This window comes from Prolixibacteraceae bacterium, from assembly GCA_019720755.1.
Taxonomy (GTDB): Bacteria; Bacteroidota; Bacteroidia; order Bacteroidales; family Prolixibacteraceae; genus Halosquirtibacter; species Halosquirtibacter laminarini.
Genome location: CP081303.1, coordinates 4,326,969 through 4,342,127, shown reverse-complemented (window position 1 = coordinate 4,342,127; position 15,159 = coordinate 4,326,969). Strand labels below are relative to the sequence as shown.

Annotated in this window: 9 protein-coding genes; 1 reads left to right on the top strand and 8 read right to left on the bottom strand. The window is 33.3% G+C overall.

The genetic code is table 11. The features are described 5' to 3' along the window. Positions 1 to 150 precede the first annotated feature (150 nt). Positions 151 to 738 carry an RNA polymerase sigma-70 factor gene (locus K4L44_17250; GenBank protein ID QZE14235.1) on the top strand — a complete coding sequence of 196 codons (588 nt, stop codon included), beginning with the start codon at positions 151 to 153 and terminating at the stop codon, positions 736 to 738. A gap of 55 nt (positions 739 to 793) precedes the next feature. On the opposite strand, the gene K4L44_17245 is transcribed toward K4L44_17250, so the two are convergent. The 8 genes from K4L44_17245 to K4L44_17210 all read right to left on the bottom strand — a co-directional run bounded on the left by K4L44_17245 (position 794) and on the right by K4L44_17210 (position 15,089). Beyond that, positions 794 to 1,372 (bottom strand): ISAs1 family transposase, encoded by a 579-nt coding sequence (locus K4L44_17245; protein ID QZE14234.1) that lies wholly within the window; start codon positions 1,370 to 1,372, stop codon positions 794 to 796. Positions 1,373 to 1,436: 64 nt separating this feature from the next. Next, positions 1,437 to 2,864, bottom strand: a complete 1,428-nt coding sequence (locus K4L44_17240) for an IS66 family transposase (GenBank protein ID QZE14233.1) — start codon at positions 2,862 to 2,864, stop codon at positions 1,437 to 1,439. A 723-nt stretch (positions 2,865 to 3,587) separates the two neighbouring features. Then, positions 3,588 to 4,025, bottom strand: coding sequence for a hypothetical protein (locus K4L44_17235; protein ID QZE14232.1), 438 nt, complete (start codon positions 4,023 to 4,025; stop codon positions 3,588 to 3,590). Positions 4,026 to 4,311: 286 nt separating this feature from the next. Next, the gene (locus K4L44_17230) at positions 4,312 to 7,317 is read right to left on the bottom strand and encodes a T9SS type A sorting domain-containing protein (GenBank protein ID QZE14231.1); all 3,006 of its coding nucleotides are present in this window, start codon (positions 7,315 to 7,317) and stop codon (positions 4,312 to 4,314) included. A gap of 73 nt (positions 7,318 to 7,390) precedes the next feature. Further along, on the bottom strand, positions 7,391 to 9,067 hold the full coding sequence (locus K4L44_17225; GenBank protein ID QZE14230.1) for a SusD/RagB family nutrient-binding outer membrane lipoprotein: 1,677 nt from the start codon (positions 9,065 to 9,067) through the stop codon (positions 7,391 to 7,393). Positions 9,068 to 9,096: 29 nt separating this feature from the next. Next, entirely contained in the window at positions 9,097 to 12,714 is a 3,618-nt protein-coding gene (locus K4L44_17220) for a SusC/RagA family TonB-linked outer membrane protein (GenBank protein QZE14229.1), read from the bottom strand. Between the two features lie 84 nt (positions 12,715 to 12,798). Continuing rightward, the gene (locus K4L44_17215; GenBank protein QZE14228.1) at positions 12,799 to 13,809 is read right to left on the bottom strand and encodes a DUF4974 domain-containing protein; all 1,011 of its coding nucleotides are present in this window, start codon (positions 13,807 to 13,809) and stop codon (positions 12,799 to 12,801) included. A 422-nt stretch (positions 13,810 to 14,231) separates the two neighbouring features. After that, on the bottom strand, positions 14,232 to 15,089 hold the full coding sequence (locus K4L44_17210; protein ID QZE14227.1) for a YitT family protein: 858 nt from the start codon (positions 15,087 to 15,089) through the stop codon (positions 14,232 to 14,234). Positions 15,090 to 15,159: the final 70 nt, after the last annotated feature.

Below are 15,159 nucleotides of genomic sequence, written 5' to 3'. Positions count from 1 at the left end.
AACAATTGACTATATTCAAAGATTATTTTTTTTATTCGCAATCATTATTTATTTTTAACATATCATAATACATGACTGATTATCGAAATAAAAGTATCACACAACGAGTAAAAATTCCATGAATATTTACTTCTGAGAACAAGTTAACCTATGATAAATCAACCCATTAAAACAGATAATCTATTCCATAATATTTCGGTAAAGGATGATATGGAATCATTTAAAGTTCTATTTTCAGAATTCTACCCAGTTCTATGTTTGTATTGTAAACGCTTTATAAAAGACAAAGAGACTTGTGAAGACATCGTACAAGGAGTATTCACTTCTATTTGGGAACAAAGAAAATATATCAACATCACAACCTCTATTAGATCATACCTCTTAACTTCGGCACGTAATGGATGTTTAAACTATTTAAAAAGGGCCTCCAGAACAGAACATTTTGAGCAACAAATACTAGAAAACAGTCAGTTATATGCAAATTCAAGCGAAGACTTAATAAGTATTTCTGAATTAGAACAGATGCTCAAAGATGCTTTAGAAAAACTTCCAGAATCATACAGAAAGGTTTTTGAAATGAGTAGAATTCAGAAGAAAAAAAACAAAGAGATTGCACAAGAGATAGGTGTATCTGAGAAGACTGTTGAAAGAAGAAAGAAGTTTGTGACAGATCACCTTAAAAAAAACTTTAAAGATTACTATTCGATCATTCTACTTCTCTATATAATGAAATATTGAAAACAGTATTTATCCAGGGAAATTGCATTTATAACTTGTTGGATATTAGATAGAATTAATAAGTCTGTGAACGAGCGATAAGCTTTTCTCTATATTCATCGACATATATGGCTCTATTTTTCTTCCATTTCAATGTTTTTTTGTTCTCCGTATCCAACTTTAAGATATTAAGAGCCATTTTACAAAGCATATTCATATTTTCAGCTGCATGATCTTTTTTTCGCTGCTGTTTATCTTCATTGAAGCTTACATCGAGTGTCCAATGAAGATTATTTTCGATTGCCCAATGTGAACGTATAAGTTTATTAAACCTCTCAGCTGTTGTATCTAAAGAGGATATGTAATACCTCACATCACTTCGTTCTTTATTTGTTGAAGATTCTAATGTCTGGGTTGTTATTCTAATTAAACTATGAATACCTCTCCATTTGGTCAACACTGGAGCATCTTCAAAGTCATTTATTACATCACAAATACGAGTTTCAATTCTTCCATGACCAAAGTCTTCTGTTATACTAGAATCACAAACAATATCTGTATTAAACTGAATATCAAGTTCCTCTTTAGTTTTCTTCTGATTACCTTTTACTTGTAGAATATAGTCACCTTCATTTTCGTAACTACTCAGCTTCATTTATAGTTTAGCCTCCATTCGCTAAAGAATGGAGGTTCAGAAAATATATAATGTGTAAATTATTTTATTGCCAACTGACCTTAAGATGGTTTTGAGATAACCAATGAGCAATCATTCTCACGACACTCTTTCCTTGTTTTTTAAGTGTATCAACAATAGAGCGTAACATGGCATACCTTTGGGCTCCTTCTTCTGTTCGATAACCTGCAGATACTTTTTGTTTTATTTTAATATTACGTATTGACCTTTCGGATGCATTGTTGTCAAAAGGAACTTCGTAATACTCTAAGAAAGTAAACACACTATCAATCCTTTTAATTAATCGACTCCGTAATGTCTTGATCTCATCTAGCTGATCGTCATACTCGTCATTTTTCAACAGTAATAAAAGCTGTTCTTTAAATATTGATTTTTCTTTTAAAGGATATTGGTTCTTGGCTGATTCTCTCTTTAATTTCATGGCTTTATAGAATATATTCAAAATATCCTCTGCCCAACTGTTATTCGTTTGTTGTTTAATGTAGATTAATTCTCGTTGTAAATGTGCTAAACATAGTTGATAATGTTTGGCTGGAGTTTTTAATTGCGAAGCATAACAGTCACTGACTAAGGTCGCATTAATAAATCCTTTTTTAAAATTTTCTACTACAACTTTATACCCTCTAGACTTATTGGCTGTAATGAATGTTACCTCATGATTTTGCCATACCCACATCCATCCTTTGCCTCCATTGATCTTGCAACCTGTTTCGTCTGAGCCAACTACACTGGATTTGGATATCGATTCACGAAGTGATTCATATAAAGGAGTCATCACCTCTTGGGCTTTATTTAAAATATTAGTAATAGTCCCATCTCCAATTTTAAATGATGTTATCTCTTCCACTAGTGAACCAATACGGTTTAAAGGGATATAATGTTCAACATACAAGCTTACAATTAGTGATCGTAAATGAGAACCGTATTGGACAGGTGCTTTTATATTCGAGGGCATAGAACCTTTGTGTAGTTGACCACAACTGCATCTATTTTCATAAAGACGATGCTCCGTGCAGATTTGTTCAAGAACAGGTGGTATGTCAAAAACCTGACGTTTGCATAACAAGCTAGCGTCTTCTTGATTTAATGTATTACCACACTGACACGTCGATGGAGGATAATATGACTCTATGCTTGTTTGAAAATCACTCTGTTGTAATGTCGATCCTTTATGTTTGGGTTGACCTCCGGGTTTCCTAGTGGATTTATTTCGAAGTGATTGATTTTTCTTTACTGTATGTAAATCTCTTGAAGGTGGAAAACTACTATTACTACTGTTTTTATGATTACGCGATAGTTTATCTTCTAGATCCTTTACTTTTTCATGAAGCATAGTATTCTCTTGTGACAAAGCTTGAACTCGTGACATCACTCTGTCTAGCTCTTCCTTTAAGGACTCAACCTGCTTCTTTAAAGCTCTATTTTCTTCTTCTAAACAATCAATTGTTCTCATGACTACAAAGATTCATTGATCTTGACAAATTAGAAAAAATTATAACAGAAAGTAATCAACAATACGGCCTATTATTATTAACAATCATCACTAAAACAACGTGTTTGGAACTTTTGTGTGATTATTAGACTCAAAAAGAACCTGAGTAGTTACAGTATTTTTCAATTAGGTTTTCATTGTAATGGAAAAAACACTGTCTATAGAGGATTGATAAAACATCAAATGTGGGCAGTAGCTAGATCATTATGGGTGAATTTTGTTCGAATAGTAAAATACTATTCCGAACTAAATATTTCGATGGTCATAAACATGCTTAAATGTAAATTGTGTGATCTTTTTATTGCGAAAATGACTTTATTAGAAAGTGTTATTGTTACTAAGATTCAGATTCTGTTTTGTAGACTAAAAAGTCCCAAAATACGCATAATCCTATAATTCCATAAAAGGGGTTCTCGTGGGGGACTCATAGATGGGTAGGGGAAAGTCTGTTCTTTTTATAATAATTGATAAACAAATAGTCCTTAAGGTAATAGGAGTACGTACAAAATCAGCAAATATCACGTATCTATTTAAAATTAAACTTCAAAGTGAAGAAGTTGCGGAATTAAGATGGAACATAGGGAGTTAGACTTAAGTGACTTTCATCAACGAAATATAAATCTAAGTATCCTGAATCCTCACACTTACGCAATTCTGTTAGTTGATGTTGCTTTAGTTGGAAGTCTATATCATTCCGTTTTGTCTTGAGTGATCGCCGGACTCGCTTCCATACATACCCGATCTTTTTAAAAAACGTATTAAAGTCTCTTTTGAAATGGTAAGATTATAATGTTCTTTCAAATGATGAAGTATAGAAGATAAATTACGATTATTTGTTTTTACTAAATCTTTGATTATATCATCGAATCCAGCTAATTTACACTTTGCTCCTCTTCCTTGTTTAATCCTAAGTGCATCAAAATTATATTCTAACCACTTGTCAAATAGACGTGATACTGTAATGACAGATATTCCCATTATCCTTGAAATATCAACCATAGAATAGTGACTATTGGACAGTAATAGGCAATGTGAACGCATTCTTTCCACCTTGTTGTCTGAATGTTCATATAGAGCAGTTAGTTTTAGAACTGCATCCTGTGTTAACTTTATATATCGCATGTCTCAAAGAAACAACATCTATTTTAATCATGAAAAAAAACTATCTGTAATTATGTAGACTTACTTATTACATCATGAATGTCAAACACTTACAATAATATCATACTTTTTTGGGGAGGTAGTCAAGTATTCTTAAAATAATAGTCTCATAAAAAGCAAAGCGCATATTGTTTTTTTTTACATCTAACAACATGCGCTTTACTACATTATCTAACTAGCAATAATAGAGAGATTATTTACCAAAAAACCTTTCGTTTGAAACCATAAAGCCTCTCCATTAATATATTTAATTCTTAATCAATTTATCTACTCTGATGACATTATCTCTTTCAATCTTTACCATATAAACTCCTTTCGGAAGTGAGGAGATATCAATATACTCCACTCCACCAGACACCGATTGAACAAGCTTTCCACTCAAATCATAAATAAGCACGCTGTCCGTACACTTAAAAAATAAATCTTTACTTGATGGGTTTGGATACATACTTGAAACTCTGTTGGCTTGAAGTTTATAATTTGGCTTGATATCAGTGTAAACATATCCATCCATATGTTCAGGCTCTTCAACCTCTCTCGGATCTCTAACATCAAGCTTAATATCAGGTTTATTTGTTCCAGTAACTCTTAATTTTAGATCTATTGTAAAACCCTTATGTGTTAAACCACATGGAGTAAAATTTGGGAACCAAGCATCTTGGAATACAATCCGCAAACGCAAGTCACGAGGTGCTGCCTTCTCTGGAACATTAAAGGTAATATCAACACCACTAGGATCTTCTAATGCTGGGGTGGCAGCATTTGCATTACCTAGTTGAAAAACTAATTCTCCCTCTCCTGGTTTCTTTCCTGGAACAAATTCTCCATCATCATTCCAATCTACATATGCATTTGCAAAACAATATCTTAAACCATCGTCTTTTGAATCAAATCCAACAAAATTCAACACGAATGAAGATCCTTGTTTTGCTACGATAGGAGATGCCGTATAGTTTACATAGTTTGAACCATCTACAACAGGGTGATTTGTTTCGTATACAATATCAGTAATTGCTCCTGTTGTTTTAATACTCTTTACCCATCTTTGGGATCTAGCTTTCTCAACTTTAGGAGAGTTTGGATCAAGTGTTGATGTACAATATCTATCTATCTTCTCTTCTGGAAGATCGTAGTAGTCCTGACGTGGAATTTCTATCCAGTTAATTTTTGAATATGATTTAAGATCTTTTGAAACTGCACGAACACCAATAAAAGGAGCTTCAATTATATCATTATCATAATCATCTTCAGTAAAAATGAGGTGAGGAATCAGTTGCGACCAAGTGTTGGTACTACTTATTACCTTTGCTCGACCATTTTTACCATTTTTATATATTACTTCAAAGTGATCCACGTTGACATCGTCATTGTAAAGTAATCCATATTCCTCTCTTACTGGTGTTGAACCAGACACTTTTGACATCTCCCAATTTAATTTAATCGACATCGATGCTGTTGTTTCTCTTTTTACCTCAGCTTTGAAGTTCTCTGGCATTGCTACAGACTTGGCAAAGCTATCATATATGCCAATTTCTCCAACATAAACCATATATTCGGATTTTTCTTCTCCTTTGACTCGTAAACCAATCTGTTTAATCATGTCATTCAATCCAATTCCATTAAGATCAAGTTCTATTTTATTCCAATGCTCCTCCGTGGTTTTACCAATAGGGTATTCAATCCAATTTTCACCTCCTTTATCCGTTTTTATTATTATAGATAGGTTCGTTGCAGTCCCTTTAGGAAGATAAGGCATTTTTATGGCTAAAACAGCCTTTGGAACTTCTTGAACAACCAGATCAGTTCGATAAAGAATGACATCTGTTCCTTCAGAATCAACACTTCCTGTTAATTTTAACATCGATCCCCCCATGTAGGCATCTTCGTGAGATAAACTAGGATGAATAAGTTTACTTACGGTGGTAGTATTTGATCTATAGACCAACCAACGATAGGTAGGCATCATGTCCTGTGCTCCCATGTTATACCACTTACCATAACTCCTTCTTCCTTTATAATGAAATTGGGAACCATTACCTAAATTAAAATTTGTCTTAAATGGTAGTTTTCCTTGAACTGATGATCTTTCAGCAATAAAAGTAGCAAGTCCATGAAATTGAGACATGGATTCGTTAGACTCAAACTTTACACCATTATTTTTAATTGTTGGGAGATCTGCTGGATTTTGATTACCTCCTGACATAAATTTTTCAATCTTTTCTTGATAACATTCTTGAAATTGTTTAGATGAATTTCCAGTAGCATAAGAAAAAAGACGACATTGAGAATGTTCTCCCCAACAACAAATGTTCATATCTGGAACAGTTTGAAACTTTGTCCATGAATGGCTTAGTCCAGAAATCCAAAGTCCTTGATAAAGTCCATTTACAGCAAGAGGTGACAAACTTTTTGCAAGTTTCACTGATTCCTCTAAATTATACATCCCATAATTTAACATTAAAGCATCAGAAACCCATCCACCATCTCTCCACAGATTATTTGGTTGACGTGACAATGTTGAATAATTATTATAAAAACCGACATGAAAATGAGTGTAACCACGATCTTTTGCAATATCATATAAATTCTTATTAAACAGTTGAAACCTTTCGCTGTTTTGCTCTGTTCCTTCAACATTAAAATTAATTCCATCTTGTCCAATAAACATCAAAAGATTAATCAGTGGCTCTGCATATTTATGTACTCCATTCTCTTTTGCTAAAAGCTTATCAAGTACTGCTGTTGAGTTTTCTCCCCAATCAAAAAACATTAACCCACTCAAAGCATCTGTTCCATGCTTATGTGCTGCACCAACAAATGCCGCTGGAGATTGAAACCAAGAGTGATTCCAATTTCCAAAAAGATATGTATAATTCCATCCAGTATATACATCATTATTCCAATCTTCTGATGGATATCCTCCATTTATTTTAGAGTTTCCTCCTGGAATATTCATCCACAATTTTCGGTGTGGATTAATTGAAGGATTTACTTGTGTCGCTTGATCAACTATAACCTCTCTAGGTTTTACATGACATCGTACAAATTCTATGTCAAATCCATACTGTTCGAGCTCTTTGTCTGACGGAAACTTTCTACCATCTTGATGAACTTGATAGAATAACTCTAACATTTCCCACACATCAAATTTATCCCAATTGTAAATTGGTTCTGTAGCATCATTTTTCATCTGTCCTAAGGAAACATTACTCCAAAGAAATAAGCCCATTAATAAAACGCATAATATTCTCATAATCTAATATTTAGTTAATAATTGGTTTTCAACTTTGCTTTAATAAAATCATGTATAACATATGTTTTTTTAGTTAGAAGTTTCCTTTCGACTTCACATCCCACCATAATCTAGCACCTTGAACATCATCACCAAAACCACTACTATCCTCCTCAATAAGTGCAGGCATAGCACTGTTCACAACATCATCTATACTCACAGACCCCGAGACTTGGAAAGTCATTCGTCTAATATGTTCTCCTGTAGGAATTGAATTGTCTCCTGCATCATAAATAACTGAGATCAGACGAGGATATCCTGTTCTTCTATATTCAGACCAAGATTCTAACGAAAGAGGAAAATTTGCAATATATTTTTGTGTTATAATTTGCTCTAACTGCTGTTCCTTAGAATAAGAACTATTCCATCTCACCCCAACAGAAGTCAATCCTTTTGAAATATTATTATCCGAATTATATAGATCCTTATATGGTATATCATACTGATCATCAAATCTATGACCAAGGTATTTATTACTTGTGATCCCTTCATCTCTCAAACTACGTTTTATTGCCTTTTCATAAAGAGATTTTGGCGTAGATGAGCCTGTATTCCATCCTCTTAGACGTCCCTCAGCACAAAGAAATAGTGATTCACTTACTTTAAATATATCAATCTCCTTATTACTAAAGCTATCACCATTCACAGAACTAAATTTCAAGTAAGTGTCCCTTCTATTTTCTTTCATATGAACTCCTGTTCCTGATCTTATTCCTAAATAAATTTCAGGTGAGTCTACATCAATTACTATATTGCCATTTTTGTCTCTTAACCCATCCTCTGCTGGAGAAAACCACTTTTCTAATAATGGACTTCCTGTTCGCTTCAAAATATTTTCTAGTGACGCATTCAATCTACTGTCATCCCAATCTATACTTATTGTATATAGAGGATGGCGTGCTCCACCATTATCTAAGGATATATTGGGATGATTACTAGATTCTAAAACCCCATCAGCATAAGCTGATTCAGCTTCCTTTTGTGCTAAAATAGGATCAACTTTTACCATCCGCATAGCTAGACGAAGTCTTAATGAGTTTGCAAAAAGAATCCAATTATTTACATCCCCATCACAAATACGATCACATTTTTTTATACGTAAGATTGCTTCTGGTGATATATTTGTTTTTATCTCTTTTAATCTATTTTGAGCATCTTTTAATTCCTCAATCATCTCCTTATAGATAACACTAACTTTATCATATTTCAATGGAGGGTCAGTTTGAAGATTCTTATAAGCAAAGTAAGGGATTGGTCCATGGATATCTACCACTTCAGATGCACTGAAATTGTATATAATCTTTGCAATAGCTCCTAATTCAGGAATGCCAAGTTCTTCACTTGAATTAATTACTGGTGCGACTTGTCTTGTAACCCACAAAAGATTAGTCAAGGGACCAGATTCGAAATTTGGATTAATAAAATAGGTAGAAGGAAGACGACCTTGCAAACTATTTGCAACACACAAATATCCTGCATAGTTATCAATATGTAGATTAAATTGATATTGATATTTATGTGACCTTGAATCATGAATTAGATACATCGATTCTAAAAGCATGTTTTGTGCCACATCGACATCTGAAATAGTAGTAGAAGATCCTTTTATTACTCCGATTTCAGCATCTCCAACTTCATCGGTACATGATATAAAGCCAAGCAGAATACATACAATGATATAATGAAATAATATTTTAATAGAACAATTCATTGATCTCTTTTTATATGATTAAAAAACTACTAGAAAGTCATTTTTAAATTAATTCCAATGGATCTTGAAGGAGGTAATCCAAAAACATCTACCCCTCCTAAGGCATTTTGAGTAGATATAGAAGTATCTGGATCGATAGGACAATCATTGTACAAAAACAATAAGTTTCGCCCGACAATAGAGGCTTTCAAGTTATTCCCTGAACCAAATATATCTCTAAAAGTATATCCTAAAGAAAGTTCTCTGATTCTAAAATTTGTTGCATCATATACATACTCTGTTGGGAAAATTTGATCACCTATTGTTTGATAATACTTTTCAGCAGATGCCAAGTTTCCATCAGGCATAACAACAGCAGGATCTTTAATAATAACCTCCTGTCTAGTTACTGGATCTTTACTCTTGCGAGTTATGTATTTGTCAGAAAGCCTTGCATCAGCAGATCGCTGAGATACACCATATGAATCTAAATATGCTTCGGTAAAAGAGATAACCTTTCCTCCAATACGGCCATCAATCAACACATAAAGGCTAGCATCTCCAAAAATAAAAGTACTATTTAAGCCTATGTTTATTTTTGAGTTCATATTACCTAAATAAACTCTATGTCCTCCTTTGGCATCCATCGATGGTGTGCCATCAGGATTTAATTTAATATCTCCTTCTTTTACCGTTATACCTTTTTCTGCATATTTTTGAACATCAAATATCCTCATACGTGTAAAGTCTTTACTATAAATATCACCATAAGAGCCTCCTTTTAAGAATTTAACTCGTATATTATCTGACGTTCCTATTGAAACGTGAATATCTTTTCTATCCTGATATGTTTTTAGTATTTCATTGTCATTGTAAGAAAAGTTAGCACCAATATTCCATCTAAATTTTCCACTTTTAAGTAGCATACTACTTACATCAAGTTCAATCCCTTGATTACGAACTTTTCCTGTATTTATCGGCTTTATAGAACCTATAGCACTCGTAATCGGAAGATATTGGTTAAACATAGTTGCTGAATAAAGACTTATGTCTACACTCAATCTATTTCTAAACATATCTAGATCAATACCTGTCTCAAAAGATCGCACGGTCTCTGGTAATGGATGATCGAAATTTGTGTATGTAGCAGCTTTAATCCGACCTGTTGCTGGATCATAAGGTTGCTCACTATATAACCTATTAGGAATTGAGTTACCTACCTCACTGTAAGATGATCTAAATTTGAACCTATCGATGGATCTTCCTAGGTTTATAAGGTCACTTAAAACAACAGTTCCACCTAAAGAATAATAACCATAATAATCTTTCACTCCTTTCGTTTTGAATTGAGAAAATGCCCTTGACCAATCAATTCGATAACTAAAATCAATAAACAGTGCATCATAAAACCCTAGCTGCATTGTTGCAAGAACGGCTCTTGACCAATCACTACTTAAACGAAAACTTCTCTGTGTTGCATAAGATGCATTGGGATAGAAGACATTAATTGAAGTAGGTAGATTATCCTCATTTTGATAATATGCACTAGATGATGCACCTGAATTCAACATCCAAAAGGAGTCTCCATTAGATTTCTTAAAACTTCCTCCAACAGTTGATTGAACAGTAATATTATTAACTATTTTATCAGCATAATTGAGCAATAAGTCACCAAAAAATTCACTTCTATTATCATTTGACCATGAATAACTTCCCCTATCTGTGAATTGACCTGTTGGACCTACTGTAGTTGCATTCTTTTTAAAATCCTTATCATTTACTGTCTTATCATAACTTGCTCTTGTCTGTATATTTAACTTCTCATTTATTTTATATGAAAGTTCAATAGAACCCATTATACGATCCCTCTTTTCAACACCTTTATTTTTATTAACGAGCCAATATGGATTATTTGCCGATGGAACTCCTCTCCCTTGAAACCACTCTTGTTGATTTCCATGCAACATATGATCTGTTTTCCAATATTCAGTACGTCCAATTCCACCAGTATATTTAGGAATAATCTTTATTGGATTTGCTACCCAAGTTCCCTCCTTTTCATATGTATTTTTGTAATAATCCATATTTAGATTTCTCGGAGCCAAATAAAGATTATACAACGGATTATATACAGTTCCTCCACTCACACGATTTCTTGTTTTCTGAGAAATATAGTTTCCAGATAAATTAAGTGTAAGTTTCTCATCAAAGAAATTATAGGTTTGTCTAATTGTAAAATTGTTACGAGAAAACTTGTTATTAGGAACCATCCCTTGGGAAGTAGTGTTTGAAAATGAAAAATAAGATTGAACTTTACTTGTACCTCCACTAATGGAAACAGAGTTTGTTAAGTTATATCCTGTCTTAAAGAAATCTTTAATTCTATTATTCGGGCTTGAACTTACACTTTGAATTGCATTCTCTTCGTCAGTCTGTTGTGTGATTTTTTTACCCCATGACCTTCCCGACAATTGACCATCATACACAGGAGCACCAAAAGAATTTTGAAGGTCAGGAAGCTTTAAAGGGGATTCGAACGTCGAGTTAGAAGAAAAATTAACTCTTAGTTTTCCCTCTCGTCCTTGTTTTGTCTTAATCATAATCACTCCATTCGCAGCTCCACTACCATATAACGCAGCAGCATTAGCACCTTTCAATATTGTTATATTGGCAATGTCTTCAGGGTTAATATTAGATATAGCATCTCCACCTTCTGATGTTGACCCATATGCCATATTATAACCACCTGATTTAGCATCTAATTGTCCATCGACAGTATTACTCATTGGAATACCATCCACTACAATTAATGGACTATTGTTTCCCTCAATTGAGCTATTCCCTCTTAGTAGAATCTTAGATGCACTTCCTGCACCCCCAGCATTTGGAGTAATGGTTAAACCTGCTGATTTTCCTTGTAATGAATTGATGAAGTTTACATCCTTGGCTCTTACAACTTCATCATTTTTGATTGATTGGGTAGAATAGGTAAGACTCTTTGCCTTTCTTTCAATACCAAGTGCCGTAACGACCACTTCACCCAATGCCTCAGATTGCTCTTCTAGAACGATTTTCATTAATGTTCCGTATACTGGAGTAATATCAACACTTTTCATCCCGATATAAGATACGCTTAGTACCTTATATTTCGTGTCAATATTGAGTGTAAAATTCCCATCCACATCAGTAACAGTCCCAACACTACGGTTATCCTTTGCTCTAATAACTGCGCCAATGACAGGATCCCCTTGATTGTCAAGCACAGTTCCTTTTAAAACTTTTTTAACGACCCCTTTCGCTGATTTTTTTAAAATGATCTGATGCCCTGTTATTACATAATCTATAGAACTTTGATCTAACAGCAAATCCATTGCTTTCTCAATGGAAACATCTTTTACATTAATTGAAACAATCTTATTCGGATCAACTGCTCTTTGTTGAAAAATAAAAGCATAATCAGTAGATGATTCAATATAATCAATAACAGATTCTAATCTCACCAGATTCATACGAATTGTAATATCGTCCTTTGGTGACGCTGAGGCATAAACTGACATATGAAATACACTTAAGAAAAAGAGTAAAATCATATCTCTTTGGAGTTTTATTACCCAAGATTTTGGCAATAGAATAGCCTTAAAGCTTAACTTAAGCCTTTTAATATTCATATTCTTGTTAGTTTTAAAGTTGTAAATACTTACATCACAATAGTGTATTCCAGTTAGTTGTGTCTATTAATTAATCTCTTAACTCTATTTATGTTTGATAATAATTCTTTTTCGAAAATCAGTAGAATCAATGGGTTTTGATTCAATATTCAACCACTGTATAGGAGCTGATAATGATAAATAATCTAAAATTTGATAGATATTCTCTTGCCTAAATGTAGCTCTGAAAAGATAGTCCTGCTTTACGCTACTATCTATCAAAATATCTATGTTATAATATCGAGACAGCATTTTTGTTATTTCGCTTAAAGGTTTATTTCTAAATATAAACTTCCCTCTTCTCCAACCTGTCTTTTCTTCCACATTGGTTTTCTCAATATCTACATTATGATTTAATTTATTGTATACTAATCGATGACCAGGCTTAAGCTTTGCAATAGTTTTACCTGATTTAGACTCATAATTTACACAACCTTCCACAAGCACTGTCTCAACAAAGCTATCATCGCTATAGGCACTCACATTAAACTTCGTACCATAAACATAAACACTAGAACCGTCTTCCGTTTCAACATAAAATGGTGATCTCTTATTGGCAGTAACCTCAAAATATCCTTCTCCTTTTAATTTTACTTTTCTCTTTCCGTGATTGAAGTTTGTGGAAAACGATAATCGACTTCCAGAATTTAAGTATACAGTAGACTTGTCGGGTAGTTCATACTTTAAACGTGCTCCAATAGGCGCATATATTTCAGTCGAACCGACGTCTCTAGATGTTATATTTTTTGCATAATACATTACAAATAATCCCATAACAAAAGGTAAAATAAACATTGCTGCATATTTAAGCATAGATCTTGTGAGGATTAGAACTCTATCTGTTTTCTTCTGTTTAATAGGTAACTTATGAAAAGCTCCTTCCACATCATAAGACCTACACTCTGCAATATCCCTTTCCAACTCAATAATTTTTCTAATCTCAAAGACTTGCTCTCTTAATGAAGAATCACTTTCTAGTCTTTCTTCAATCGCTTCTTTCTCTTCATTTGTGCATTGCCCATTACAATACTTTATGATCGTTTCCTCTAGAATCATATACTCTTATTTCATGGTTCTTTATATATATATATAGACAACGACAAATGATAAAACAGACATTTTATTTATCATTTTATGTACAAAATGCGAAATAAAAATATCGCACAGATCAATAGTGAGACATAATCAATTAATTTACAATACTCTACAATTAAAAAGATTTGGGATATAGTAGTACAATTTTTATACTATAGAATGCTTTACTACAACATATGAGAAAGGAAAACACCAATAGGTATTCATATTAGATTACAATTCTATTTTGAGAACCGTTCAATATAAAAACAAACATAGTATTGCCTCAAAGAAGACCAGTTGATAAGGATATTTATAATAAGGGGAATAAAAAAAGGTAATTGCTTCCAAAATACTGGATGCAATTACCTTTCTATATTTTCAGGGGAATTATACAGAAATAGTTAATATTTCAATACATCAAAACCATCTCCATATACTCCCATCACACTATTTTGAGAGATAAAAGCATTCGGATCGATCTCTTTAATTTTTCTAAATATTGGTGCGGCTTCTCTCTTACGAACAACTGTCATAATCATTTTGACATTTTCTTTAGTATACCATCCTGTCCCATCAAAAACCGTCAGTCCTCGATTTGTTTCATGGTTGATAAAATCAGCAAGTTCTTCATATTTCTCTGAAAATATAAACATCTGAATAGACTGTTTTGCCCCATTTAAATAGGCATCAATCGTATAAGACACAACCCACATAGACACATAACCATATACCATCTTATCAAGTGTATGAAAGACAAAATAAGAGGAACCTATGATCACGACATCACAAAGTAATATCACCTTACCTGGACTTATATTCCGATATTTATTCACCACCATGGCAATGATATCGGTACCACCACTCGAGCCTCCTTCATTAAATACGATTCCTAGACCCAAACCACACAACAATCCTCCTAAGATGGTATTTAGGAAAATATCGTCCACAATGGCGGTAGTAATGAGCTGTTGCATCACACTTAAAAATAGCGACATCATGGATAAACCATAAATAGTTTTTACTCCAAAACTGGCACCAAGACTACGTATAGCCAATAAGATCAACAAACTATTGATTAAGAAGTAAGAATAACCTGTTTTTACTCCTGTCACAAAATAGATTACTGTTGCTATTCCTGTAACGCCTCCCCCGATAATTTTAGAGGGGATTAAAAAGGCAGTCACACCAAAAGAGTACATTAGCAATCCAACGGTCATGATCAAATATGATCTGAACTCACCAACAAACTTCTGTTTCATTTTAGGGTTTAATTAAGAAGAAGAGTCAACTCCATCTTCACAATAATAAAATCATATAATACAACTCTCA